General features: G+C 61.9%; 20 protein-coding genes and 2 pseudogenes (1 of these 22 cut by a window edge). 11 read left to right on the forward strand and 11 right to left on the reverse strand.

The genetic code is table 11. The features are described from left to right. Positions 1 to 119 precede the first annotated feature (119 nt). Positions 120 to 1,127 (reverse strand): SDR family NAD(P)-dependent oxidoreductase, encoded by a 1,008-nt coding sequence (locus tag F4Z81_13145; GenBank protein ID MXW05995.1) that lies wholly within the window; start codon positions 1,125 to 1,127, stop codon positions 120 to 122. Positions 1,128 to 1,361: 234 nt separating this feature from the next. Here F4Z81_13145 and F4Z81_13150 point away from each other — a divergent pair, with 234 nt between their 5' ends. From F4Z81_13150 to F4Z81_13170, 5 genes are all read left to right on the forward strand, one after another. Further along, complete coding sequence (locus tag F4Z81_13150) at positions 1,362 to 2,348, forward strand: Ldh family oxidoreductase (GenBank protein MXW05996.1); 987 nt, start codon at positions 1,362 to 1,364, stop codon at positions 2,346 to 2,348. Next, positions 2,324 to 3,022: an NUDIX hydrolase gene (locus F4Z81_13155; protein ID MXW05997.1), complete on the forward strand. Its 699-nt coding sequence runs from the start codon at positions 2,324 to 2,326 to the stop codon at positions 3,020 to 3,022. Before F4Z81_13150 ends, F4Z81_13155 begins: the two co-directional genes overlap by 25 nt. Before the next feature lie 126 nt (positions 3,023 to 3,148). After that, complete coding sequence (locus tag F4Z81_13160; GenBank protein ID MXW05998.1) at positions 3,149 to 3,904, forward strand: sugar phosphate isomerase/epimerase; 756 nt, start codon at positions 3,149 to 3,151, stop codon at positions 3,902 to 3,904. Between the two features lie 61 nt (positions 3,905 to 3,965). Beyond that, positions 3,966 to 4,751, forward strand: a complete 786-nt coding sequence (locus F4Z81_13165; protein MXW05999.1) for a phytanoyl-CoA dioxygenase family protein — start codon at positions 3,966 to 3,968, stop codon at positions 4,749 to 4,751. 3 nt (positions 4,752 to 4,754) lie between these two features. Continuing rightward, positions 4,755 to 5,498 carry a phytanoyl-CoA dioxygenase family protein gene (locus F4Z81_13170; GenBank protein ID MXW06000.1) on the forward strand — a complete coding sequence of 248 codons (744 nt, stop codon included), beginning with the start codon at positions 4,755 to 4,757 and terminating at the stop codon, positions 5,496 to 5,498. Positions 5,499 to 5,515: 17 nt separating this feature from the next. On the opposite strand, the gene F4Z81_13175 is transcribed toward F4Z81_13170, so the two are convergent. Continuing rightward, entirely contained in the window at positions 5,516 to 6,481 is a 966-nt protein-coding gene (locus tag F4Z81_13175) for a hypothetical protein (GenBank protein ID MXW06001.1), read from the reverse strand. 205 nt (positions 6,482 to 6,686) lie between these two features. Here F4Z81_13175 and F4Z81_13180 point away from each other — a divergent pair, with 205 nt between their 5' ends. Continuing rightward, a complete protein-coding gene (locus F4Z81_13180) occupies positions 6,687 to 8,330 on the forward strand; it encodes a GWxTD domain-containing protein (protein ID MXW06002.1) in 1,644 nt (547 codons plus the stop codon). Between the two features lie 39 nt (positions 8,331 to 8,369). Here the strand turns inward: F4Z81_13180 and hflX are convergent, their stop codons facing one another. Together hflX and F4Z81_13190 are read right to left on the reverse strand one after the other, a co-directional pair. Continuing rightward, positions 8,370 to 9,668, reverse strand: a complete 1,299-nt coding sequence (hflX, locus tag F4Z81_13185) for a GTPase HflX (protein MXW06003.1) — start codon at positions 9,666 to 9,668, stop codon at positions 8,370 to 8,372. 16 nt (positions 9,669 to 9,684) lie between these two features. Beyond that, positions 9,685 to 11,922 (reverse strand): VWA domain-containing protein, encoded by a 2,238-nt coding sequence (locus tag F4Z81_13190; GenBank protein ID MXW06004.1) that lies wholly within the window; start codon positions 11,920 to 11,922, stop codon positions 9,685 to 9,687. Between the two features lie 281 nt (positions 11,923 to 12,203). On the opposite strand from F4Z81_13190, the gene carA reads away from it, so the two are divergent. Continuing rightward, a complete protein-coding gene (carA, locus tag F4Z81_13195; protein MXW06005.1) occupies positions 12,204 to 13,340 on the forward strand; it encodes a glutamine-hydrolyzing carbamoyl-phosphate synthase small subunit in 1,137 nt (378 codons plus the stop codon). Positions 13,341 to 13,385: 45 nt separating this feature from the next. After that, entirely contained in the window at positions 13,386 to 15,176 is a 1,791-nt protein-coding gene (locus F4Z81_13200; protein MXW06006.1) for a radical SAM protein, read from the forward strand. A gap of 152 nt (positions 15,177 to 15,328) precedes the next feature. Here the strand turns inward: F4Z81_13200 and F4Z81_13205 are convergent, their stop codons facing one another. The 5 genes and pseudogenes from F4Z81_13205 to F4Z81_13225 form a co-directional block, all read right to left on the reverse strand. Then, on the reverse strand, positions 15,329 to 15,628 hold the full coding sequence (locus F4Z81_13205; GenBank protein ID MXW06007.1) for a HigA family addiction module antidote protein: 300 nt from the start codon (positions 15,626 to 15,628) through the stop codon (positions 15,329 to 15,331). A gap of 34 nt (positions 15,629 to 15,662) precedes the next feature. Beyond that, positions 15,663 to 15,840 (reverse strand): annotated as a pseudogene (locus tag F4Z81_13210) (plasmid maintenance system killer). A 48-nt stretch (positions 15,841 to 15,888) separates the two neighbouring features. Continuing rightward, positions 15,889 to 17,298 carry a sulfatase gene (locus tag F4Z81_13215; GenBank protein MXW06008.1) on the reverse strand — a complete coding sequence of 470 codons (1,410 nt, stop codon included), beginning with the start codon at positions 17,296 to 17,298 and terminating at the stop codon, positions 15,889 to 15,891. A gap of 100 nt (positions 17,299 to 17,398) precedes the next feature. Next, positions 17,399 to 18,358, reverse strand: coding sequence for a threonine/serine dehydratase (locus F4Z81_13220; protein MXW06009.1), 960 nt, complete (start codon positions 18,356 to 18,358; stop codon positions 17,399 to 17,401). 16 nt (positions 18,359 to 18,374) lie between these two features. Next, entirely contained in the window at positions 18,375 to 19,115 is a 741-nt protein-coding gene (locus F4Z81_13225) for a nuclear transport factor 2 family protein (protein MXW06010.1), read from the reverse strand. Here F4Z81_13225 and F4Z81_13230 point away from each other — a divergent pair. After that, entirely contained in the window at positions 18,985 to 20,121 is a 1,137-nt protein-coding gene (locus tag F4Z81_13230; GenBank protein ID MXW06011.1) for an alanine racemase, read from the forward strand. The two genes, F4Z81_13225 and F4Z81_13230, sit on opposite strands and share 131 nt — an antisense overlap. Here the strand turns inward: F4Z81_13230 and F4Z81_13235 are convergent. After that, positions 20,113 to 23,040 carry an ATP-dependent helicase gene (locus F4Z81_13235; GenBank protein MXW06012.1) on the reverse strand — a complete coding sequence of 976 codons (2,928 nt, stop codon included), beginning with the start codon at positions 23,038 to 23,040 and terminating at the stop codon, positions 20,113 to 20,115. The two genes, F4Z81_13230 and F4Z81_13235, sit on opposite strands and share 9 nt — an antisense overlap. A 181-nt stretch (positions 23,041 to 23,221) precedes the next feature. Here F4Z81_13235 and F4Z81_13240 point away from each other — a divergent pair, with 181 nt between their 5' ends. Next, a complete protein-coding gene (locus F4Z81_13240; GenBank protein MXW06013.1) occupies positions 23,222 to 24,328 on the forward strand; it encodes a galactose mutarotase in 1,107 nt (368 codons plus the stop codon). Here F4Z81_13240 and F4Z81_13245 read toward each other — a convergent pair. Further along, positions 24,318 to 25,064, reverse strand: coding sequence for an SDR family oxidoreductase (locus F4Z81_13245; protein ID MXW06014.1), 747 nt, complete (start codon positions 25,062 to 25,064; stop codon positions 24,318 to 24,320). The genes F4Z81_13240 and F4Z81_13245 overlap by 11 nt on opposite strands. Positions 25,065 to 25,435: 371 nt before the next feature. Here F4Z81_13245 and F4Z81_13250 point away from each other — a divergent pair. Beyond that, positions 25,436 to 25,531, forward strand: a pseudogene (locus F4Z81_13250) (molybdopterin-dependent oxidoreductase); it runs 537 nt beyond the window's last position.

A 25,531-nucleotide genomic window follows, 5' to 3' on the forward strand; every position in this document is an offset into this window, starting at 1 on the left:
GTATATACGGGTGCGGTGATGTTTACAAGAATTTACAGGTTGAGCAGGCTCAATGTCACCAAGCCGGAGAGTATGCGTGCAGAGGATGGTCCGACCATGCGATAACCTCCTCGTAATTTTCACTCATGCTTATCCAGATAATCCCTCATGCGCCTGCATTCCTCCTCGGCCGCAGGATCCAGTTCGATCTGGTTCATGCGGGCGCGAACATTGTACAGGTCCATCTCGTCCGGCGATGCTACGTGATCCAGGATTTCCTGTATCCTGGCCGAGAAGTAGTTGCCCCAGTCCGGCTGGCGTCCGTCCAGATCCGTGAATCCATACTCCTTCGCGAGCGTCCAGCTACCGTAAAGTCCACCATGTTTTGACGCGACGTCCGGATCGGCCGCCAGGGCCGCTACACCCCTGCCCATGTAACACGGCGTCTCCGATTCCTCGAAGAATGAATCCTCTTTGATACCATCCCGCCAGTTTTCCTCCGTGACTCCCATGCCGTCCAGCATCGCTTCGGACCGTAGAAAACCAGGGGTAACGGTCAGTGCGGTGATGTTGTGCGCGTGCAGGTCGCGCGACATAGCGTAGCCCAGCCGGATCGTGGCGTTTTTAGCGAAATCATAGAAGAGGTTGCCCCGATAGCCCATCGTGTCGCCGTCGGTGACTTCCACGATCAGTCCGGCGTTCCGCTCGATCATAAGCGGTACGCCGTAACGGCTCGTGATGATATGGGTGTGCACCGCCCCTTCGAGCATTTTCAATCCTTTAGCCGGATCGAGTTTCCAGAACGGCGAACCCCATTCGATCATTTCATCGCCGCCCCAGATGTCGTTGACGAGGAGGTCGAGCCGTCCCTGTTCGTCCCTTACGCGAGCGAACATTCGCTCCACTTCTGCTTCAACGGTGTGGTCGGTCCTTGCCGCAATGCCGCGGCCACCTTCGGCCGTGACCATTTCGGCGGTCTCTTCGATCGTCTCGGGACGGCCCGGCGTGGCCGGACGGCCTTTCACGCTTCGCCCGGAGCAGTAGACCGTAGCGCCCGCCGCACCGAGCATGCGGGCGATCCCCCGTCCGGTTCCGCGCGTCGCGCCCGCAACGACCGCCACGCGATCCTTTAATGGTTTCGTTGTCATTTCGTGCCCCGGGAGTTGGTTAGGCCGTACATCGGCGTTCGACGTTGAGCGCGTTTCGAAAGGCATGCGATGAAGAAGATTAAAAGGTACATGCCGCGGCGGTCCATGTCAAACCGCGGCGACCCATGTCAAAGCGATCGGCAGTGCGATCGGATAGCGGTTGTTTTGCCGTTCGAGTCTCATTATGGTTAAGGTTTGGAGGTTACGGACCTTAAGTTGATACCGGAGGCATGAATGGCCATCATTCCCGTTGACTACACCAACCCCCGCTACGGCGCGAAGGCCCTGCGCCGCTTTGCCCAGGAAGCGCTTCGAAAGGCCGGCCTGTCGGAAGCCCACGGGAAGGAAATGGCCGATTACCTGACCGCGACGGATCTGCGAGGCGTCCTCAGCCACGGGACCCGCCAGCTTCCGGGCTACGTGAGGTCCTTCCAGTCCGGACGATGCAACCCGCGGCCGAATATCAGGATCTACCGGGAAGCCGGCGCCGTGGTGCAATGGGACGGCGACGGGGGAATGGGGCACCTGGTGTCCGCCAGGGCGATTCGATCGGCGGTGTCCAGGGCGAGGTCCGCGGGGATCTGCCTGGTCACGGCGACCCATTGCGGCCACACGGGTTCTGTCGGCAACTGGACGCGCATCGCGACCGGGGCGGGCATGATCTGCCTGTACTACAGCACACCTATGAGTCCCCTGCCCTTCGACCGACCGCAACCCGTCGCAGAAGCGTTGAACAACCCTCCGGTCAGCTTTGGATTCCCTTCGGCGGAAGGTGAGCCGCCCGTACTGATCGATATGGGCACCCACCTGGAACTGCCCGATGTGATGCAGAAAGTCGCGGAAATCAGTGTGCTCCCCCTGATCAAGGGGCTGGCCTACCAGGTCACCTCCGTCATGATGACCTGGCCCGTGGACGTGCAGTCTCCTGTCGAACGGCGCTTTCCGGGCGCCACCAGCAGCCTGACCGCCGTTGTCCTGGACCCCGCCTTCATCGGAGACCCGTCCGACTACACGCGGACGGTCGCGGACCTCAGGCAAAAAGTGCACGCCATGGAACCCCTGCCAGGGCTTGATCGCGCACTTCTACCGGGGGAAACCGAAGCCGAACGGGAGGCCGATTTCGGCGTACGCGGCATACCCCTGGACGACGCCCATATCCAGTCACTGCGGGAACTGGGCGATGACCTGGGCGTGCCATGCTACTGGGAATCGGACAGATGAGACCACCGGAATACGGACCGTCGGGGCCGAAGCCACCAAAGACAGGACCGTTGAGCGCACCGGGCAGTGAAGAGGCCGGGCATGCGGACCGGGAAGTACTCCTGCATGCGCTGGATCACTACCAATCGTGTTATCCTGCGGAAGAGGACACGGTCATCCGGATACGGGAACTGGTCGCCGGACGCCCCGACTGCTTCGAAAGGACATGCATGCCGGCCCACATCACCGGTTCGGCCTGGATCGTCTCGCCCGACCGGTCCAATTACCTGTTGACCCGCCACCGGATCTTCGACCGCTGGCTGCAGTTGGGAGGTCATGCGGACGGCTGTCCCCGCCCCCACTTAGTCGCCCTCCGGGAAGCCCGGGAGGAATCGGGGCTCGAGGGATTCGGACTGTACCGGGATCCTGAAGGCTACGTTCCCCTGGACGTGGACATTCACGTAATCGCCGCCCGGTCCGGCATTCCTGCCCACGAACACTACGATCTGCGTTACCTGCTGGCCGCCGCCGCGGAGCAACCGCTTGAAATCAGCGATGAATCCCACGATCTCAGGTGGTTTGCCAGGGAAGAACTGCTCGGGATCGTCCACGAAGAAAGCGTACTTCGCATGCTCCGCAAAGGCGACGCCTTCCTGAAGCGGGGTGGCGGTGAATTCGTTTACGGACTCTCCTGACGATTCGCTTGCAAGGCGCCCGCGCTGGACGTATATTTTCCCCGCGCTTTCAGACGATAATTCCCGGACATACCGCCTATGCCTGAGAAGTTCAGGCCGGCTTAGCATCGAAAGAGGTGCCGCACCATGCCCCCACCCGTAGCCCTGCAGTTGTACACGCTCAGAGAAATGGCCGACAAGAACTTCGAACACGTAGTGAACCTGACTGCGGAGATCGGGTACGCGGGCGTCGAACCCGCCGGATTTCCAGGTACGACGCCCGAAGCGGCCGGCAGACTCTTCGAATCGCTGAATCTTAAGGTTCCCAGCGCCCATCTTCCCCTGCCCGTGGGCGAGAACAGGTCCTACGTCGTCGAGACGGCCGGCGCAATCGGGACGAAGCGCGTCGTATCCGGACTGGGCCGGGACGACCACAGTACCGTGGACAACATCAGGTGGTCGGCGGACCGCTTCAACGAGGCCGCGGAGGCCGTGGCGCCCCATGGCATGACCTTCGGAATTCACAATCACTGGTGGGAGTACCAGGAGGTGGAGGGACGGATTGCGACGGATATCCTCCTCGAGCATCTCGCGCCCGAGGTCTTTTTCCAGGTGGACGTGTACTGGGTGCAGGTCGGCGGTCCGGACCCGGCCGGCGTGCTCGAACGGCTCGGTGACCGTGCGCCGCTGCTGCATCTCAAGGACGGGCCCTGCCTTCGGAATACGGACATGACCGCCCTGGGCGAAGGCAAGGTGGACCTTCCCGGCGTGATCGCAGCCGGAGGCAACCACACCGAATGGCATATCGTCGAACTGGACAGTTGCGCGACGGACATGGTCGAAGCGGTGAAGAAGAGCTACAAGTACCTGGTGGACAACGGACTTTCCCGGGGGAACGCGTAGCTGAACCCTGCAGGAAGCGGGTCGAACCCACAAACGTTAGAGCGGGATTGGAAGCCGGGATATGACCAGGGAGAGGGGCGAGGAAAAACGCGAGCAGCTGACCCGGAACGGGTACTGCCACGTCGAAGGCGTGTTGTCTGCCGAGTTCCTGGGCGAACTACGCCAGGAATCGGACCGGCTGCTGGACGCCGCGGAATACCAGCCTGAATGGCGATACCAGGGATCGGATATCCACGTGGATACCAAGGAGAACGCCGTGATGCGCCGGCTGCTGGACTGGCCCGCGACGGGGGCGTGGATGCGCGCCATGAAACTGGACGATTTCACGCCCAACGGGACCATCCACGTGTTGAGCAAGCCGCCCGGCGGGCCGCCATTGTACTGGCACCAGGACTGGGATACCTGGAACGACCCCTTGAGCCTGGCACCCTGGCCTCAACAGCTTTTTCTATCCTATTACCTAGTGGACACGGACCGCGTAAACGGATGCTTTCGCGTGATTCCGGGCACGCACCTGAAGCGCATACCTCTGCACGGAGAGGTGGAAGCGCCGCACCAGCAGACGGCCTGGTACGCAGATGAGCAGGATCCTCACCTGTTCGGCGACCACGCCGGCGCCGTCGACGTTCCCGTCCGCGCCGGCGACCTCGTGATCGGCGAGGCGCGGTTGCTGCACTCGGCCCGGGGAAACAACAGCACGAGGCGAAGGACTTTGCTCCTGGCATGGCACATGCGCCCGGCCACCGTGCCGGACTACTGGACGGACGAGGTACCCGGACCTATCCTGGCCCGAACCGCGGACGCGGAGTACGCCAACACGCGCATACCGGGCGCATACCTGGAGTAGACTATGACCGAATTCGAAAACGCCGTTTACGAACTCGATCTGTATGGTTTCACGGTCGTAGAACACGTCCTGTGCGGCGACGAGGTCGAATCGATGCGCCGGGTGCTGGTCCGCCTGGACGAAGAGGCCGGCGTGGAGCGGGAAGGCGAAGGTTCCTGCCGGCACGTTGCCAACCTGCCTACCCTGGACCCGATCTTCTTCCCGGTCATCGACCATCCCCGCATCCTGCCCATCCTCGAGCACTACCTCGAGTCGTCGCTGATCCTGGGAAGCCTGAACAGCCGCATCGTGCGTCCGGGGGACGGCGACCAGGGCTTTCACAGCGACATCCCGGCGGAAATGCTCAACATGGCCTCGCCTGTCATGATGAACACCGTGTGGATGCTGGACGGTTTCTCGCCGGAAAACGGCGGAACCCGGGTCGTGCCCGGCACCCACCGCAGCGGGTTACCTCATCCTGCCAGCGATGCCGACGTGAAGTACTACGTGCAGCCTACGGCTCCGGCGGGCAGCGTGCTGGTCTTCAACGGCCAGTGCTGGCACGCGGGCGGGGCCAACCGCGGCAGCGCGAACCGGCACGCCCTCTTCGCCCACTACCGGAAACGCATGCTCATGTTCCAGTATGATCCCCACGAAGGGTTTCCGGCTGAATGGTACGGCCTGCTCTCGGACCGGCAGAAGGAGATCCTGCGCATGAAGCACGGCGTGGACGCGCCTCGGGCGGCCGATGTCCAGGTCTTCAGGTAGACCGCATCCGCCCGGTCTCAGCCGGACAGGACTTCCGGATTGACGATGTGGTCCGGACGGCGCCCGTTCCAGACCTGGAGGGCCATGGTAAGCGCCATGCGCCACATGCGTTCCCGGCTCGCGACCGTTACGCCGGCGATGTGCGGAGTGACGACGACGGCGGCGCGGTGAAGCAGCGGGTTCTCAGGGGACGGGGGTTCGGGATCGAATACATCCAGGCCAGCCCCGGCGAGATGGCCCCGGTCGAGCGCGGCACAGAGCGCTGCTTCGTCCACCAGTCCGCCCCGCGAAACGTTGACGAAGAACGCGCCCGGCTTCATCTGCGCGAAGCGTTTGCCGTCCATCAGCCGGCGGGTTTCCTCGGTGAGCGGCGCATGCAGGGAGACGACGTCCGACCGGACCAGCACGTCCTCGATCCGTTCCGCCCGTTCGATGCCCATCGCCGATGCCCGCTCCGCCTCGATATAGGGATCGTAGGCCATCACCCGCATGCCCAGGGCGGTGGCCAGTTCCGCGACCCGGCCGCCGATGCGTCCCAACCCGATCAGACCCAGCGTCCGTCCGAAGACCTCCATGCCCTGGTAGCCCGACAGGTAGTCTTTCCCGGGACTTTCCGCGAATTCGCCGGAAACCCGCTTGATATGCTTGACCGCGGACAGGATCAGGGCAATGGCCGTTTCCGCGGTGGATATGGTGGGGCCTTCCGGTGTATTGCAGACGGCAATGCCCCGTTCCGTGGCATCCTGAACGACGATGTTGTCGATGCCGATACCCGTCCTGCAGATGACCTTCACGTCCGGATACCGGTCCAGAAAACCCCCGTCGTAGTTCCGTCGGGCGCCGGCGACGATCGCGTGGGCGCCGGGCAGGTCCCGGAGCGGATCATCGGGCGACGATTCCGCCGAACCGTGGACGAGCAGCCGCTGGTCGAACTCCGCGCGGATCTCGGGGGGAAGGATTCGATCCGACCAGAGCCTGAGCATGGAACCCTCCTGCGCAATACGGGCCGGGCGTGCCCCGCTGCAACGACAAATGAGTTGCCCGGAAGCAAATAAAACCTTACATTATGGATATCTTTTCAGCACACAGCCACGCATGGCCGTGGGATATCATAGAACGTTATTCCATGATCCGCAAGTCAATCGATATCCTTAAATCGGCTTGCGACGCGACGGCCGGCTTCCCGCGATGAATGGGAATCCGGAACGACACCGAACCGGAGAACCCGAAGTGATTGGATACTACAGCCGTATAGCCTGTCTGGTCTGCCTGCTCATCGCCTGGTCCGCCTGGACCACTCACGGGCAGGAACAGGAACCCGCCGTGACTGAGGCGGATCCCAACACCGCGGCGGAAGCGGATTCCACCGGCGCCGGAGGCGACCCCCTTCTCGTACCGGCGAACAGCACCGGCGAAGTCGACTTTTCCGTGGACGTGAGCGGTTTCAGGGGGGAGGAAGGACAGACCTACCTGGAGTTCTATTTCCTGTGCCGCCCGAGCGGTTTTACCCTTGAAGAAAAAGATGACGGTGTCTACGTCGCCACCTTCGAGATCGATCTGTCCATCATCGACGAGCAGGACAACGCCGTCTTCCAGTCGGTTCAGCAGAGGGAATACCAGACGGACCGGCCCGTCACCATCACCCGAAGGGGCGAGGAAAGAGTGGTACTGGAACAGATCGCCGCGGGCGTCGCCCCGGGCACCTACCGGGCGAAGGCCATCGTGACAGACCTTAATTCCAGGCGTTCCGGCGAAGCCGAGAAACCCTTTGTCGCCCAGCCGCTTGACGCAGCTGAACTCTCTGTAAGCGACCTGCAGTTCTCCACGCTCATTCAGCAGGCGCAGGAGCAGAACCGGTTCACGAAAAACGGCCTGCTGGTGCTGCCCAACCCCTTGCGGATATTCGAAAAATGGATTGAAATGCCTGAAGACGGCAGCTATAAGCCGCGAAACCTGTTTCTGTATTTCGAGATGTACAACCTGACTCCGGATTCGGCGACAAACGAGGCTACCTACGACATTTACCCGTCGGTAACCAGTCATGCCAACGAGATGACGTTTCCACTTCCTCCCAAACAGAACCGGAAGGTATCGGGATCCGACGGCCTGGACGTGATTGCCCTGGACTACATGACCTTCCCGGAAGGCATCTATACCCTGGAAATCAAGGTCAGGGACGCGCAGGCCGGAACTGAAGCGACCAGTTCGTCAGTCTTCGAGATCGTCCAGCCCCCGGCGCCGCCCCCGCCCGCCACGGTCCTGACCGAGGATCAGGCAAAACGGGGACGGAGACAGCTGGCCATCATCGCTTCCAAGCGGGAACGCGAACTCTACGACAATCTCGACCTCGAAGGCAAGACCGAATTCCTGATCGCTTTCTGGCGCATGCGCGACCCGACGCCCGAGACTCCGGAGAACGAATCCATGATGGTGTTCAACGAGCGGTTCTCCTATGCGGACTATCAGCTGGGCGGGGCGGAAAGCGACCGCGGCTCGGTTTTCATCCGGTACGGACAGCCGGAGGAAATCGAGCGGCACGATTCCGACAACATCATGAAATCCTACCAGATCTGGTACTACACGGAAGGCGTCCAGGGCGATCCTTCACGGACCACGGAAGGAGGACGTCATTTCTTCGTTTTCGGTGATCGTCGGAACATCGGTAGGTACGAACTGGTGCATTCCTCGGCGCGGGGAGAACTTTACAACCCGTACTGGCGGCAAGACCTGCTACTTATTGACGAGAGCCAGCTCCTGGAACACAGGGGATACGACACGCCGACGCAATCCAGACCCCTCAGCGCGCCCGAGACCGACCCGGGCAAGCCCTGAGTGCCTGGCACTGGCAAGCCCTGCCGCCGCTCATTACCCTTATCTGCAGACAAATGCATCCAGCGTCTTGCCGAGACGACCGGCAACGGACGGCATCATGCGGACCGTGAGGCGAACGCCCTCCGGTTCGTCTTCCCGGTGCAGGACTTCCCCCGACTCATAGGCCACGGAAACGGCGTGCCCGTTCTCGTAGGGGATCAGCAGTTCCACTTCCACGCGATGGCGGTCGACCCTGATTGAAATCGCCTGGCGCAGGCGTTCCACGTCACCGGGATCCAGTGCGGATATCGTGATGGCGTCGGGATAGGAAAGCTCCAGGAATTCCAGGGCGTCCGGATTCTCCAGCTGGTCCGCCTTGTTGAAGACCAGCAGCAGCGGCAGATCGGAAGCCCCCAGTTCCGCCAGCACCTGGTTCACCGTCACGATGTGTTCCGCGTGGTTGGGATGGCTGCCGTCGACCACGTGTACCAGGAGGTCCGCGTCGTAGACCTCGGTCAGCGTGCTTTTGAAGGATGCGATCAGATGGTGGGGCAGTTTTCGAATGAAGCCCACGGTATCCGATAGCAGAACGGGTTGACCCGGGGTCACGTTGATCACGCGCGTGGTCGCGTCGAGGGTGGCGAACAGCCTGTCCTCGATCAGCGTGCCGGCCTCGGTGAATCCATTGAAAATCGTGGACTTGCCGGCATTGGTATACCCGATCAGCGCGATACAGAACATGTCGCTTCGCCGTTGTCGCTGTCGGTGATAAGAAGCGGCCACCTGTTCGAGATTCCTGCGCAGATGGGTAATGCGTCCGCGGATCAGCCGCCGGTCGATCTCCAGTTGCGTCTCGCCGGGCCCCCGGACCCCGATAGCGCCGCCCGAACCGGCCGCCACGCCGCCCTCCTGCCGGGACAGGTGGTCCCACTGCCTCGTCAGCCGCGGCATCATATACTGCAACTGGGCGAGTTCAACCTGCAGCTTGGCCTGCTTCGACTTCGCCCGCGAGGCGAATATATCGAGGATCAGTCCGCTACGGTCCAGAATGCGCCGTTCGATAACGCGGTCCAGGTTCCTGACCTGCGCGGGGGTGAGGTCGTCGTCGAAAATCACGAGGTCGATTTCTTCCGCCTCGCACAACTCGGCGATGGAACGGGCCTTTCCGGTTCCGATATAGTACGCCGGATGCATGGCGCTGCGGACCTGGATCATCCGATCGACGATCTTCGCGCCGGCGGTGTCGGCCAGCAGGGCGAGTTCGTCGAGCGATTCCTCCATCTCTCCGACCCGTCCGTTCGAAGGCACCATGCCGACTAACAAGGCGCGTTCACGAGTGTTTCGGGGTATTTCGTGCATTTCATGCATAAGATAGCTACGCTTTTCTCCGGTCCATGCTCCCGCCGGTCCGCCCGGTCCGCCCGGTCCGCCCGGTTCGCCCGGTCCGCCCGGTTCGCGATCCCGACAGCCAGTATTCTGTCAATATGAGCGCCATCGCGAGGACGATCAAAGACTTCCAGATCTCATACCCGCCCGGGGCGCCGAATGTCCCGCCGCGGGGGACGCCCGGGGCGTTCGCCGGGTCCATGAGCATGACTTCCTCCCCGGCGCCGAACAACCCGGCCGCCTCTTCCGGCGTTAACCGGGCCAGGTCCGATTCCCGCGTGTCCGGATTTACCGCGAAGGCCTGTACGATGGCGTCACCGTCCCATAAAGCATACACGCCGGGCTGTCTCGTGTCCGGAACTTCCACTGTAATCCCGTAGCGTCCGGTCCGGGCATTGACCGTCTCGGTACGTCCCGAGGGGTACTCAAGGTAGAGGCCGGCGTCTGGCCGTAAATCAGTCACAGGCCGTACGATGGGTTCTCCCGCCAGGTGCCCCCCTTCTGCAACCGTCACCGACGGATGCAGATATCGTACGCTCCGATGCATGAACGGTACGAACGCGCTGCGCAACGCCAGGTCGCTCCAGCCGGTGTTCAAGTCAGAAGCGACCAACAGCGCGCGGCCGCTGCCGGACCGACCTTCGAGGACCGCCGGCGTTCCGTCCATGAATCGCGCGATGACCCGTGCACCGAGGCCCGCATCGACGCCATAGGACGCGTAGAACCTGGCCTCGCCGGCCGACAGGGATTCGGCGTAACGGCCGTCGAATCGAAACACGGGATGCTCGAAGTCGACCTGGTCCATCCGATGGAAGGAGCTCTTGCTGCCGGGCGATCCCCTTCGTGACGTGATCGAGCAGTCGAAGACGCCGGTGAAGAATCCGTTTTCGTAAACCGCCGGATCCAGTCCCTCTCCGAGGAAGACCAGTACGCCGCCCCCGGAAGAAACGTAACGCTCCAGGCTGGAAAGCCGCGCCGCCGTCAGTTCCGCGGCGCCGTCCACGATCAGCACGCCCGCTTCGTACAGATCGCTGTTCAACACGTCGGCGGATGCAGTCTGCACGTCCACCGGCGTGACCAATCCGCCCGTCGGTTTCAATACCTGCTCGATGAAGTAAGAGGATTCACTCTGTCCAACCGCGGTAACGCCAAAGGCGTCCGGGACCTCGAGGGTAAAATACCGCCGGTTGTCGGCCGCGACATCATCCTCGTCCAGTTCCACGTAACCGGAATACCTGCCCGGCGTGTCGATGACGACGTGGAACTGCACGGTACCCGCCGCGCCCGTTTCGGCCGTCACCTGGCGGCTGTCGCGGTCCAGGCCGTTAATGACGAGCCGGACTTCCCGGGTCCGTTTTGTCTCCCCGGCCTGCCCGGTCTCCCCGGCCTGCCCGGTCTCCCCGGGACGGTTTGTGCCCGCTGAAAGGCCGTCTCGGTAGGTGAAGGTCGCGACAAACCGCTCCGGTTGATTGCGGATCAGCAGGCCCTCGCTGACGGAGACCTCGTCGATGCTGGCGTTGACGACGCTCCCCGCCTCGAAGGGGTAGAGGTAGATCGGCGCATGGGATTCCGAAGGCACCTCCGATCCGGGCTCGGACAGACGCTCCCAGTCGTTTCGCTGTAAATCCGACAGGAGGTAGATGCTTTTGTGCGCCGATACGTTGCCAGCCAGTTTCCGGCGTGCGAGACGCAAGGCGCCGGCGATGTCTCCCGAACTCTCGGATACTTCAGCTTCAGACAGGCGCGCCAAAAGCGCTGCTGTCCGAACCGTGGGAACGGGCGGGACAGCCTCGGCCGGCGCGGCGGTCAGTATGATCAGGCCCTCATCGCCCGGCTGCATCGCATCCACAATGCGTCCGGCCTCGGTCCTGGCGGCGTTGAACGGCGTGTCCCCGTAGCGTCCGGCGCCCATGCTGTATGAATTGTCCAGTACGATGGCGAAGACCGACCGCTGTTCGACGCTGCTGCCCAGCAAGGCGCCCGCCAGGCCTTCGATGACCGGCCTTGCGAAAGCCATCACCAGGAGCAGGACAATGAGCACTCGCAGAAGAAGCAACAGAAGTTCCCGGAGCCTCAGGGCCCGGGACCGTTGCATATGGTGATCCCTGATAAAAATGACGGAGCTGAAATCGACGGTGGAGACTCGTTGGCGGTGAAACAGGTGTATGACGATCGGTACGGCGACCGCAACGAGCCCAAACAGCATCAACGCGTTCAGAAAGGTCATTCTGCTTCCTCCACGACGATCTGGTAATATACCTTCGACGCCAGTGCCCGTAAAGCGATATCATCGGGCGATCGGCGTCCTCCCGCCGGGGAAACGCCGGCGCCGTATGGAGGTGCCGAGGGGCGATAAGCCCAGGCGTAGCGGCCCCTTGGGCGGGCAGGCATTCCGGGGTGCCGAACGGGGTGCCGCGGGGCGATTTTCCTTGACATGACGGCCGGTTACGGGTATCGTAATCTCCAATATCCGGTCCAACCCGCTGGTAACCCCCCGAAGGAGCGTTTATGGAGGCATGGCTGGCCCTGGAAGACGGCACAGTCTACGAAGGCGAATCCTTTGGCGCTACCGGGAAAAAGGTGGGAGAAGTCGTTTTCAACACCAGCATGATCGGATACCAGGAGGTATTGACCGACCCGTCGTACAAAGGTCAGATCGTCACCATGACCTACCCGTTGATTGGGAATTACGGCGTGAATCCCGGCGACCTGGAATCGCTCCACCCCCACGTGGAAGGATTCGTGGTTCGGGAGTACCAGCGGAACCCGAGCAATTGGCGCTCGACCGGCAGTCTCGACCGCTTCCTGGACGACCATGGCGTCGTTGGCATTTCCGGAATCGATACCCGGGCACTTACCCGCAGGCTCCGCGTTGACGGGGTCATGCGCGGCGTGATAAGTTCCGGCGCGGCGGACCCTGAGACGCTCGTTCAACAGGCCAGGGCCGTGCCCAGAATGGTTGGCCAGGACCTGGTCCGCGAAGTGACCACGGACCGGCCGTACCGGTGGGAGGGAGATCGTCGTATCTACGTGGACCCTCCCGACGACGATCCGGAGGGGATCTGGAACGGCTTCGACGAACCCGGAACCCATCGGGTCGTCGTCATGGATTACGGCGTAAAGCACAATATACTGAGGAACCTGGCGCGTCGGGGCTGCCAGGTGCTCGTCCTGCCGGCGGACTACACGGCCGAGCAGGTGCTGCGGCTGAACCCCGACGGCATCATGTTGTCCAACGGTCCCGGCGATCCGGGCGCCGTACAATACGCCATTGAAGAGTTGAAAGTCCTGATCGAGCGGAAGCCCATATTCGGCATCTGCATCGGTCACCAGTTACTGGGCATGGCGCTGGGCGGAGAACGGTTCAAGCTGAAGTTCGGCCACCGGGGCGCCAATCAGCCCGTGCGGCAGAACGAATCGGGTCGGGTGGAAATCACCGCCCAGAACCACGGCTTCGCCATCGACGCCGATACCCTCGACGAATCCGAGGTGGAACTGACCCATATCAATCTGAATGACCGGACGTTAGAGGGGCTCAGGCACCGGCGGTATCCGGTTTTCTCGGTACAGTATCACCCCGAAGCGTCACCGGGACCGCACGACGCCGATTACCTGTTCGACCGATTCATCGCATCCATGCAGTAGACCCGCCGACGGCGCTTTTCCGGACGGTTTCTACAGGAGTAAGCAATGCGTAAAAGTATCAAGCACATCCTCTTTCTCGAACCGAAATCCTCCCACCTTCACGTGTATTCGGACGCCTATATCCCGCGCATCGGGTGCCTGGTGCTCGCGACCATTATGCGGGACCTGGGCTACGGCGTCCGTGTGATGCTGGAAGAGGTGGAAGACATCGACACGAACGAGTTCGGGGAAGCCGATCTGATCTGCATCTCCTCCCTGACGTCCACGGCGCCCGGATCGTACCAGTACGCCGATTTCATCCGGAACGTCTATCCCGAGAAGACGATCGTGATGGGTGGAACGCATCCGACGTTCGTGCCCGACGAAGCCCTGGAGCACTGCGACTTCGTCGTGCGCGGCGAGGGGGAGGATGCCCTGGTCGAACTGGTCCGGTGCCTGGAGTCCGGCGCCGACTACCGCGGCATCGCCAACCTGTCCTGGGTGGAGGACGGAAGGCCGATCCACAACCCGGAGCGGCCCAAGGCGGAGGATCTCGACGTGCTGCCCATACCGGACTTCAGCCTGGTACCGTCCGGCAGGCTGGACATCATGTCGATACAGACGCAGCGGGGTTGTCCCTGGGACTGCAGTTTCTGTACGGTGACCAAGCTGAACGGGCACAAGCTGCGCGGCCATTCCGTCGAGCGCGTGCTCGATATGCTGGAAGCCTATACGAAGATGCCGAATTTTAGCTATCTCTTCTTCGCCGATGACATCTTCAACGTGCCGGTGGACCGCACCATGGCCATCATGCAGGGGATGATCGACCGGAAGCTGATCATCCCGTGGGCGGCGCAGATGCGCCACGAGATCTCGAAGCAGCCGGAACTGATGAAGAAAATGCGCGAGGCGGGATGCGACCGCGTGATGGTCGGTTTCGAATCCATCGACGAGACCGCCCTGGAGCTGTACGGCAAGAAGGAGACGGCCCACGACGTGGAGGTGGCCATCGACGCGATCCATGATCATGGAATCGACCTCCACGCCATGTTCATCGCCGGCGCCGACTCGGATCATCCGGAGACCATCAAGACCCAGTTCGAATTCGCCAAGAAGAAGGATCTGGCGACGTCGCAGTGCATGATCCTGACCTACCTGCCCGGTTCCGAAGACACCATCCGCTACGACCTGCAGGGCGGGGAGTACCTGAGCCGCGACTGGAGCCATTACGACGGCCATCACGCCAACCACCCCGTACCGAACATGACCCGCTACGAGCTGGTCAACACGGTGATGGAAGGGATGAAGGGCATGTACGCGCCGCACCGCATCGCGTCCAAGCTCGCCAGCGCCGCGTTCAACGCGCTCAGGCTCAACAAGCGGGAAGCCGCGCGTCAGCTGCGCAACGGCCTGCTGCGCCTGAACGGATACTCCATCCTTCAGCGGTGGTTCAAGGAGCACACCGAGTACCTGGCCGATCTCCGCGCCGAGAACGTGTCCCTGTCGCCGGACCGCTACAAGCGCGTGGTGCTGGCTGTCTCCAACGTGGACGTGAGCCGGGTGCTTCGCACGTTCCTGGCCGAGATGAACATCCGCGTGGAAGAGTTCAGCGAGGAGAAGATCTCAGCACTTAAGGACTCCGACCTGGTCGTCATGGCCGGCGAGATGGTGGACGACGTGAGAGCCCGGGTCCAGAACCTGCACATCTTCCCCGTGCACGACAAGAACACGCGGATGGACCGGACCCTGACCCAGCTCGGCATTCTCTTCACCGAGAACGTGGACAAGGTACGCGAGGCCATCGCCGCGGTGCACTTCCAGCCCGCCCAGGGCAAGGTGGCGACCGGCGACGCCTGATCGGTCAGACGTAAAGACGCTGACAACGCTGTTGCTGTAAAAAAGGCATCCAGGATGTTCAATCCCGGATGCCTTTTTCTTTTTGGTGGATTATGCCCAGCGTGGCCGCGGGTTATTCCACTTGGAATCTGCTGAGACTAAGAGGACGCAGATCAGCGGGTTTGCGTCAGTGCGGTCGCGGGTTGGATCCCGTCGATGAGCCGAGGTTTGTCCCCAGCGACCTTTCTAAAGTCGCATTCCACCTGGATCCCATGCCAGAATTGATCTGACTGATTGAAAAAGGCTCCAAAGCGAATCGACATGGATGGCGTTATCGACCGCCGACCGTGCACGATCTCATTGATTGCCCGAGGGGAAACCCCGATGGCACGAGCCATGGCATTCTGCGAAATGCCCATTGGCTTGAGATAATCCTCGAGCAGGATCTCGCCGGGTGTGATGGGTTCGTTCATTTCTGTATCCTATAACGTTACAGGGATATTGTCCATGGTAATCTGTAATACTGACTTTCGCTGGGCCGGAATCAGTCCACTTAAACACGATTCGCCACTGTACGTTGATGCGAATGGAATAAAAAACCTGTAAGTCTACCTGCAAGAGGTTTGAGACGGTTACCCGGTGGAGTCGCCAGGTCGCTTATTTCATTGGCCTGGTTCAACTGGATCGGTTTTCGTAGTGCGACTCGGGAAAAAGCAGCGAAACGTCTGAATCATCAATGATGTAGGGTGCCGTACGGCTCATCCCCCACTTTCTCCTGCAACCGCGCCAGCTCTTCCTTCAACTCCGCGACCACCTCCGCGTACTCCGGATCCGCGTACACGCTGTTCAGCTCGCAGGGGTCCTTTTCCAGGTCGAAGAGTTCCCATTCCGGCTGCGACTTCGGGCCGATCGCGCCTTCCTGTCCGAGCGGATCGCCATAATAATAGATCAGCTTGTACCGAAGGGTCCGGACGCCGTAGTGGGCGCAGACGTTGTGGTGTGCGCCGTGCATCCAGTACCGGTAGTACATGGACGTCTGCCAGTCGGCCGGGGTCTCGCCGCGCAGCAGGGGCCGGAACGAACGACCCTGGAATGAGGACGGTATGCCCACGCCGGCGCAGTCCAGAAAGGTCGCCGGGAAGTCGACGTTCAGGATCATGTCGCCGTTCACGCTGCCCGGCGCCACCTCCCTCGGGTAGCGGATCAGGAAGGGCATGCGCAGGGATTCCTCGTACATGAAGCGCTTGTCGTACCAGCCGTGGTCGCCGAGGAAGAACCCCTGGTCCGACGTGTAGATCACGATAGTCTCCTCACCGATGTCCTCCTCGTCGATGAAGTCCAGCATCCTGCCCACGTTGTCGTCGATCGAGGCCACGCACCGCAGGTAGTCCTTGATGTACCGTTGGTACTTCCAGCTTTTTTCCTCTGCGGGAGACAGGCCCTCCGGCACGGGTACCTTCAGGTCCTCGGCGTTGAGATCGCGTTCGACGCGCATCCGTGCGGCCGCGGCGGCCTGGGCACGGTTCGAATAGTCGTCGTCGAAGGTCTCCGGCTCCGGAATGTCCTGCTCTTCATACATCGTGGCGTGCTTGTCATCGGGCTCCCAGGGCCGGTGCGGCGCCTTGTGATGCACCATGAGGCAGAAGGGGCGTTCCCGGTCACGCCCGCGGAGCCATTCCAGCCCATAGTCCGTGATCAGGTCGGTGGTGTACCCGCTTCGCGTCGACCGCTCTCCCATCTCGATCATCTCGGGATCGTGGTACAGGCCCTGGCCGGGGAGAACGTTCCAGTGGTCGAAGCCCGTGGGATCGTGGATGCCGCCGTGCCCCAGGTGCCACTTGCCCACCACCGCCGTCTGGTACCCGTGTTCCTGCAGCACCTTGGGATAGTTCAGCAAACGGCCGTCCAGGTGGGTGTCCAGCGTGGTGACGCCGTTTACGTGGTTGTACGTGCCCGTCAGAATCGCCGCGCGGCTGGGCGTGCAGATGGAGTTGGTGCAGAAGCAGTTGTCGAACCGCATGCCTTCCGATCCGATCCGGTCGATATGGGGGGTTCGGTTGATGCGGCTTCCATAGGCGCTGATGGCGTGAGACGCGTGGTCGTCGGACATGATGAACAGGATGTTCGGAAGTGACTGGGACATGGGACCTTTCCGTTATTTGCGAGATGGCACGAAAACGTTAAGGAGTCGTTAAGGAGATGTTAAGCAGTCGCCTATGGAGACATAGACTAAACCTTAAAACTCAGGAAGCCAGGACAGTCTTGAGCGTCGAGGCGGCGATGTTTGCGCCGCAGATGACGATGGCCACGGTTCGTCCACGGAATGCGTCTTTTCGTTTCAGCAGGGCCGCCACGGCGACGCCGGCGGCGCCTTCGACGATCTTGTGATGAGCATGGACCATGAACCGGATGGCCTCGCCGATTTCATGCTCCGACACCAGGATGTAGTCGTCTACCAGTTCGCGGCAGACCGGGAAGGTGATCGATCCCGGCTCCACGTCGCCCGCCGAACCGTCGGAAAGCGTTTCGCCGTGCTCGGTGCTCACGATGCGGCCCGCGCGAACGCAGTAATACATGGCCGCCGACCGATCGGGCTGGCAGCCGATGATCCGCGTACCCGGGCTGTGCGCCTTCAGATAAACGGCGATCCCTCCGATCAGCCCGCCGCCGCCGACAGTAACGAACACATCGTCGATGGTGGACAGTTGCTGCGACAGTTCAATGCCGATGGTACCCTGGCCGCCGATGATCTGCGGATCGTTGTAGGGCGAGATCCAGGTCCTTCCCAGCGCGGCGGCCTGCTGCTTTGCATGCAACTCCGTTTCGAGCGGATTGCCGTCGTGGAAGACCAGGTCCACGGGATACTGTTTGATCGCCTCAATCTTGGAAGGATCGACGCCGTTTGGCAGGTAGATGGTCCCCGGACAGCCGGTGATCATGCAGGCCCGGGCGACGCCCTGCGCATGGTTGCCCGTCGAGGACGTCACCACGCCCCGGGACCTCTCCTCGCCGGCCAGCGACAGCACCTTGTTCATGGCCCCGCGCGCCTTGAAGGAGTTGGTGTGCTGCTCGCTTTCCATCTTCAAGTAGGCATCCGCCCCGGTTTTAGCCGACAGCGGCATGGAATGGATCAGGGGCGTTTGCAGGACATGGGACCTGATGCGTTCTTCCGCGCTAAGTATTTCGGAGAGTAAGGGATGCATGGATGGGAGCTGCCAGTCAACCCGGCTGCGCGACTTCGACCTCGACGTGGCGAATCAGTCCTTCCCCCGTGAATGTGATCGTTTCGAGTCCCCGGCGCTCCACGGGCTGTCCGGTTTCTGCATGGCTGGCCCGCATCGTGAATTCGAAGGAGGCCGTATCGTCGGATTCTGCGCGATAGTCGTCCACCGTCCAGTGCACATCGGGGAAGGTGGTAAAGAAGCCGGTCATCATGTCCCGGATCTGGTCCAGACCCTCGAACAGACCGAACTGCGACGACCGGTAGGTGGCTTCGAGGTCGAACAGGGGAAACACATCGTCCAGCACGTGACGATTCGATCGTTCGACATACCGCTTTGCCAGGTCCACCGCTTTTTGACGAGCCATGCCATGCTCCCCGAGGTGAAGCGTAAACTGTTCGCAGGTGGCTGCCCGGAAAATGTGCCTTTCATTTGTATGTCGTGTCAAGTTGGAAAACCGCACGATAGGCGGCCACGAAGGACGGCCTGGGGGATGGCCTCGGAGGATGATCGGGCGGACACGCGCCGAAGGGTTGACGCGCTGCGTATAATCTAGGAACATCCAACGTGGCTCTTTACCCATCGGTGACCCGGTGACGGATCCAACCATGCACACAGACGACATGCTCAACGAGGTGGAAACGCCCGCCGTATTGCTCGATGAGACCAGGATGATGGGCAATCTGCGCGCCATGCAGGACCTGGCGGACCGGCACGGCGTCGCGCTGCGTCCCCACATCAAGACCCACAAGTCCCTGGAAATCGGCCGGAGACAGATCGGCCTGGGTGCATCGGGCGTCACCGTCGCCACGGTGGACGAGGCGCAGGTCTTCATCGAGGGCGGGTTCGAGTCCATCACCGTCGCCCGGCCGGTGGTATCGCCATCGAAGTGGGACCGGCTGCTGTCCGCTGCGCGGGATCAGGGCGCTGATGTGCGGGTGGTGACCGACTCGAAGGAGGGCATCCAGGTGGCGGGCGAGCTGGCAGCGGCCCACGACCGGACCGTCGGACTGTTTCTTAAAATCGACGTGGGGCTGCACCGGTGCGGACTGCTGCCTGACGACCCGCATATCGGGGAACTGGCCGGGATGATCCTCGATCATGCCAATCTGGAATTCCGAGGCATCCTGTCCCACGCCGGTCACGTGTACGGTTCGAAATCCCAAGCAGAGGCCGCCGGAATCGCGGAAGTGGAGCGCCGCACCATGGTCGCCGTGCGCGATGCCTTGCAGTCGGACGGCCTTCCGGTCCGAGAGGTCTCCGTGGGCGCCACGCCGGCCGTCCTCGCTACGGAGCGTTTCGACGGGATTACGGAAATCAGGCCCGGGAACTATGTTTTTCTCGACCTGCTCCCCGTCCGCGTGGGCGTGGCCCGGGTAGTCGACGTCGCCCTGACCGTGCTGGCCACCGTGATCAGCAGGAACGATCGATACTTCGTAACGGATGCCGGGTCGAAGACGCTGACTTCGGATACGGGCGTCCACGGCATGACGGGCAACCAGGGTTTCGGCCTGACCTATCCAGCATCGGGATTCCTCGAACCCGATTGTGAAATGATCGTCGAAAAGGTCTCGGAAGAGCATGGCATGGTCGGCCGAAACGGGCTCGATCTGGCCATCGGGTCGAAGATCCGCGTGGTGCCGGTACACAGCTGTCCCGTGGCGAACCTGGCCCGGTCGTATACCGTCCTGACTACGGACGGGATCGAGACCTGGCCGGTGAATGCGGCGGGCGGGTCAAGGTAGCATTCGGCGGCAGCGGCCCAGGACGGATCGTGCTATCGAAATCGGACGGACACGCGACAGCTGTCCGCGCAAGCCCATCAGTCGGCTACCTCCACCGGCAGTCTTCATCTCGGCCAGGAACCGGGACGGATGCTTACGCTGCGTCGTGATGCACAGCCTTTCCTCGGCCCGCGTCAGGGCAACGTAGAATACGCGCCGTTCCTCCTCGATATCCGCTTCTGATCCGGTCATCCGCCGGTGGGGCAGGATGTCCTCCACCACGTGGAAGAGGATGACGCCCTTGTATTCGTCCCCCTTGCTCCGGTGAATCGTGGTAACGGTAATGCGATCGTCCCCGGACGTACCGGAATGAACGCGGTCCATCGGGTCCGCGACGGCTTCGGAGACCATCGCCTCCAGGTACGCATCCACGAATGCTTTCGTGCAGACATATCGGGCGGCAATCTGGCGAATGGAATCGATGGATTCCGCGCTGGATGCGGTCATGCGCTGCCGGCTGTTCTCCTCCTGCCTCATGTAGTATGCGCCAAGGCCCGTTCGCTCCAGTAATTCATCGAGAAACCCAACTGGAGACCCGTCTGGTGAAGCATAGACGCCGCGCAGGAATTCGACACAGTTCCGGTATGTCTCTACATTGGCGACCACCTCATTAGCGACCACGTCACTGGCGACCACCTCAACCCGCGGCCCGTCGGTTCGCCCACTGGACAGACTGTCCATTCGGACGAAGAACCGGCGGCCAAGTGCCGCCGCATCGCGCAACTGTTCATTGGAGAGTCGCCTGGAAGGGAAGGAAAGGCTGAGGGCATAGGACAGAGGATCGGCCCGCTCATCACGGGCGATAACGTCGAAATACGCCCCCAGGGTCCTTCCCGCGTGGGATTGGAACAGTGCGCCGGCGTCCATGGGGTCGAAGGGCAGGTCCGCCTCCTTGAGCGCGGACTGCAGGGGCGCCGCGATCGACTGGACGCGGACCAGGACGGCCATGTCCCCGTATCCGTAACCCCCTTTTCTCCATCGGCGAATAGTGCGTACCACGGCATCGGTTTCCGTTTCCAGTGAAGGACATGCGATGATCCGGATGGTGTCCCTGCCCGGTCCGGCCTGGACCTGTACGGGACGGATAGGCTTGTCGAAGCGGTTGACGTTGTGGGAAATGACGCTGGCGGAACGGGTTACGATGTCCGGCCTGCACCGGTAATTCGCGCCCAGAGTGTGGATCGCCGCGCCCGGATACCACCGCTGAAACGAGCGGATGTTCTCGGGGTCCGCCCCGGTGAAGGTGTTGATCATCTGGTCGTCATCGCCCACCGCAAACAGGTTGTTCAGGGGCAGGGAGAGCAGCCGGAGCATCAGGAACTGTACGGGGGTAAGGTCCTGGACCTCGTCCACGAGGACCGAATCGAAGCGGTGCTGGTAGACCGAACGGGCAGTGGGATGCTCCATGAGGATTTCCACGGCCCGGAACAACTGCTCGTCGAAGGTCATCAGGGCTTTCGCGTTCATCCGGCGATCCACTTCCTCGCGGATTCTGTGCGCCTGGCGGCCGTCGAATCCTTCGATCTCGGCACAGGTTTCGTCTCCACCGGCGGACGCCAGCGTTCTCCTGTGCTGTGAAGCCGCTTCCTCGTACGCGACGACGAGATGCTCGGGGAAGGGATAGGGCGCAGCTGATGCGTGCTGCTCGAAATCCGCCTTCAGCACCTCTCTGAAAAGATCGGTCAACCCGCCCGGCAGCGTCTGATCGGTAACGACGCCGTAGCCCGCGTAGGGGCTGTCCGGCGCCTGCCTGCAGATCTCGTATCCCAGGCTGTGCAACGTTCGGATATGGACGCCTGGCAGTCCGGCATCGCCGTGTATACGCTCGGACATGACCTCGCTCGCCGCCTTGTTGAAGACCACGCACAATATCCGGTCGGGTTTTATTCCGCCCCGAACGGCTTCCACGACCCGGCGTGTCAACACCCGCGTCTTGCCGGAACCCGCCGGGGCGAGGGTGAGCACCACGCCGGCGCGGGGGTTCAGGCAACTGGCCTGCTCCCCCGCAAGACCAGGATTCGGGTCAGGCATCCGGATCTGTGGCTTGTTTCCGCAGCCGGATCCACCTCCCCGTCTCGTCAGCGTCGAACGAACCTTCTCGACACACGCATCGAGATCGTGCACGACTTCACTCCCGCCGAACCGGATGACCTCTCGTATGCCGTGTATTTCGGTCAGCACCGTGTCCGACCGAAGCCAGTCGTCTCGGACAAACCCCCTTCCGTCGATCTCCACCACAATTGCGCCATTATGTGGTTCGCCATCGTGCGGTTCGCCATCGTGCAGGTCGCCATCCTGCGGGTCGCCAACCAGCGCGTCGACGCAGGCCGGTCCCAGCCGAACGTGAATCCGGTGAGGCAGGCCGGCCCGGGTAAGTCCTTCGCGCATCATGACTTCCACTGGGGTCATCCAGGGCTTCCTCGACGCATAAAGCGCCTCGACATTCGGAAACACAACGCATGTGAATGCCAGGAGAGACCGAAGCTGTTCTTTCAAGAGCGGCAACATCGCTGCTTCGATCTCTTCTTTGTCCGGTATGCGGACCGCCCCGGTATCCAGGTCTTCCTCGTTCCATGAGGCGAGCAGGTACAAGGGGATGTGCAGTCTGTACGCCGGAAGCACGATGCGGTTCACAAGGCTGTTCAGGTCGGGCGTGCACCGTGACGTCAATTTCAGCACAAGGCGGTTCGGATCGCCCGGTATCTCTCGTTCTTCATCCGGATCGACCAGGAAGGCCGTACCCGGACGGGACTCGACTTCAGGCAGCGAAAACGTGTCGGGACACCGGAAAACGGCAAGGCCACGGCCCTTTCGTTCCCAACGGGACACCTCGTCCGGCGAGAACGGGGCCGGACAAATCGCCGAATGTGTTTCAACCATGGGATGGTTTTCTCCCGCCGATGGTGCGTCATCGTAATCAAAGTCGCAGGCGACCCGCGATCCTGAATCATATCAGTCGAAGCGAAGAACCAGCTCTCGAATCCATGGATCCGTACCGTACGGACATTTCATTGATCGAGTTAATCCTGTCGTGTATTTTCGGTTTGAGGAGGCCAGTGCGATGGGTGCTGTTGAAGAGACTATCTGGGGTGCTTACCGGTCCCGGCCCGTTTATCTCTACACGTTGAACGGGGCGAGCGGCGCGGCCGCGCACGTAACCAATTTCGGCGCGATTCTGCAGTCGCTGGAGATTCCGGACGCGGCAGGGCGTCTCGTGGACGTGGTACTCGGTTTCGATACGCTTGACGAATACCTGGGCGGTCATCCGTTCTTCGGCGCCACGGTCGGTCGCTATGCCAACCGGATCGCAGGCGGGAGGTTTACGCTGGAAGGACGGGACTACCACCTGGCGATCAACGACGGGGCGGGCCCCAATCACATCCACGGCGGACCGGGCGGATTCGACAAGCAGGTCTGGGAACCGCTGGACTTTGGCCAGCGGGAAGAAGGTCCCTTCGTCGCGATGACCTATACGAGCGTGGACGGGGAGGAAGGATATCCCGGCACGGTGGTTACGACGGTTACCTACACCCTTGCCGGAGACGACGAACTACGGATTTCGATGGAGGCGCGGACCGATCGGTCTACGGTGGTGAACCTGACCAATCATTCCTACTGGAACCTGAACGGGCACCAGGCCGGTCCGGTGCTGGACCACGAGGTGACCCTGTTCGCCGACGCCTTCACACCCGTCGACGGCCATCTCATTCCCACGGGCGAGATCAGGCCGGTTGCCGGGACGCCCTTCGACTTCACGGAACCGAAGCCCATCGCTGCGGAGATGGACGCGATTTCCCAACCTGGTCCGCGGGAGCCCGACGTAACGGGAGGTCCCGGGGGTTACGACCACAACTTCGTCCTGCGTGACGCGGGCGGGCGGGTGAGGCCGGCCGCTCAGGTAGCTTCCCGCCGTTCGGGCCTGGCCATGGCGGTCCGGACCGATCAACCGGGCGTACAGTTCTACACGGGAAACAACCTGACCGATGCGCTCACCGGCAAGCAGGGCGCCGTGTATGGCAGGCACCACGGCTTCTGCCTGGAGACGCAGGCTTTTCCGGATGCGGTCAATCGGCGGGGATCGCCGGGATGGCCTTCTGTCATCCTGCAACCGGATGAAGTGTACCGCCACGAGGTGTGTTACGCCTTTACGTCCACGCTCACCGGGTAAAGACCGTCTGGCGCAGGTGGTCGGCCTCGTCGGATACGAGGAAGGCCAGGATCCTGCCCACGCCCTCGGCGTCGCCCAGGTATGTTTCCGCCTGCTTGAGCGCTTCTTCCACCGACCCGCCCTGGGATTCGGCCGCCTGGGCGATGTTCCTGAGCTTCATAGGCGTTGCGATGCCTCCCGGACAGACCGCGTGAACGCGTATGCCGAAGGGCGAAAGCTGGCTCTCGAGGACGACCGCCTGCCCGTGCACGGCCCCCTTGCTGGTCCCGTAGGCCACCGATGAACTGCCTCCCCGGACGCCGGCGCCGGAGGACAACAGGACGATGACGCCCTTTTGCTGTTCCTTCATCACGGCCGCGGCGTACTTGCAGGTAAGAAAGGACCCCTTCAGATTTACGTCCATTACGCGCTGCCACACTGCTTCGTCCAGCTCGTCCACGGGCACGAAGGCGCCCTCGAGGATGCCCGCGCAGTTGATGAGCGCGTCGATCCGTCCGAAGTCTTCGACCGCGCCCGCCATCAGCGCCTCGACCTGCCGGGCGTCCGAAACGTCCACCACCTGGCAGGAAGCCTCGCCGCCCGCGGCGTGTATATCGCCGAAGGTCTCTTTCAGCCCGGCTTCCTCGATATCGGCCAGGACGGTCCGTCCCCCGGCCTCCGCACAGCACAGGGCTGCGGCACGTCCGATGCCCATCGCCGCGCCGGTAATGACGACCGTCTTGTTTTCGAGCGACATGTAGATGTCCTTCCTCGTAGGATTTCGCGGGATGTGGTCTCGCGGGATATGGTCACGCGGGATATGGTTATGCGGGATGTATTACCTCGAAGTCACCCGCATACGCCGAACCATGCTCTTTTCTTGCCGATCCTCTCTAGTATTCTAATCCCTGGCCGTCCATATATCAAACCCCGATGCGACCTTGCGCTTCCCACGCCGATCCATTCCCCCGTTACCGCCCCCAAATGCCTTGACAGACGTACTACACGTGTGTAAGCTTATGACAGGCGCGGAGATAGGACCCGCGGCGAATCCGGTATCCGTATCAGCAGTCAGGCTGCACAATCCCATCCGGCTCGGACCCATCCCGATCCCGACAGGAACCGTTTATGGACCGCCGACATTTCCTGGAGACCCTCGCGGCAGGACTCGTTGCCGGCGGGGCCATGCTTCCCACGCTTCATTCTGTAGCCGGCCCTCTGTTT

The sequence above is a fragment of the Gemmatimonadota bacterium genome (assembly GCA_009835325.1).
Taxonomy (GTDB): domain Bacteria; phylum JAAXHH01; class JAAXHH01; order JAAXHH01; family JAAXHH01; genus JAAXHH01.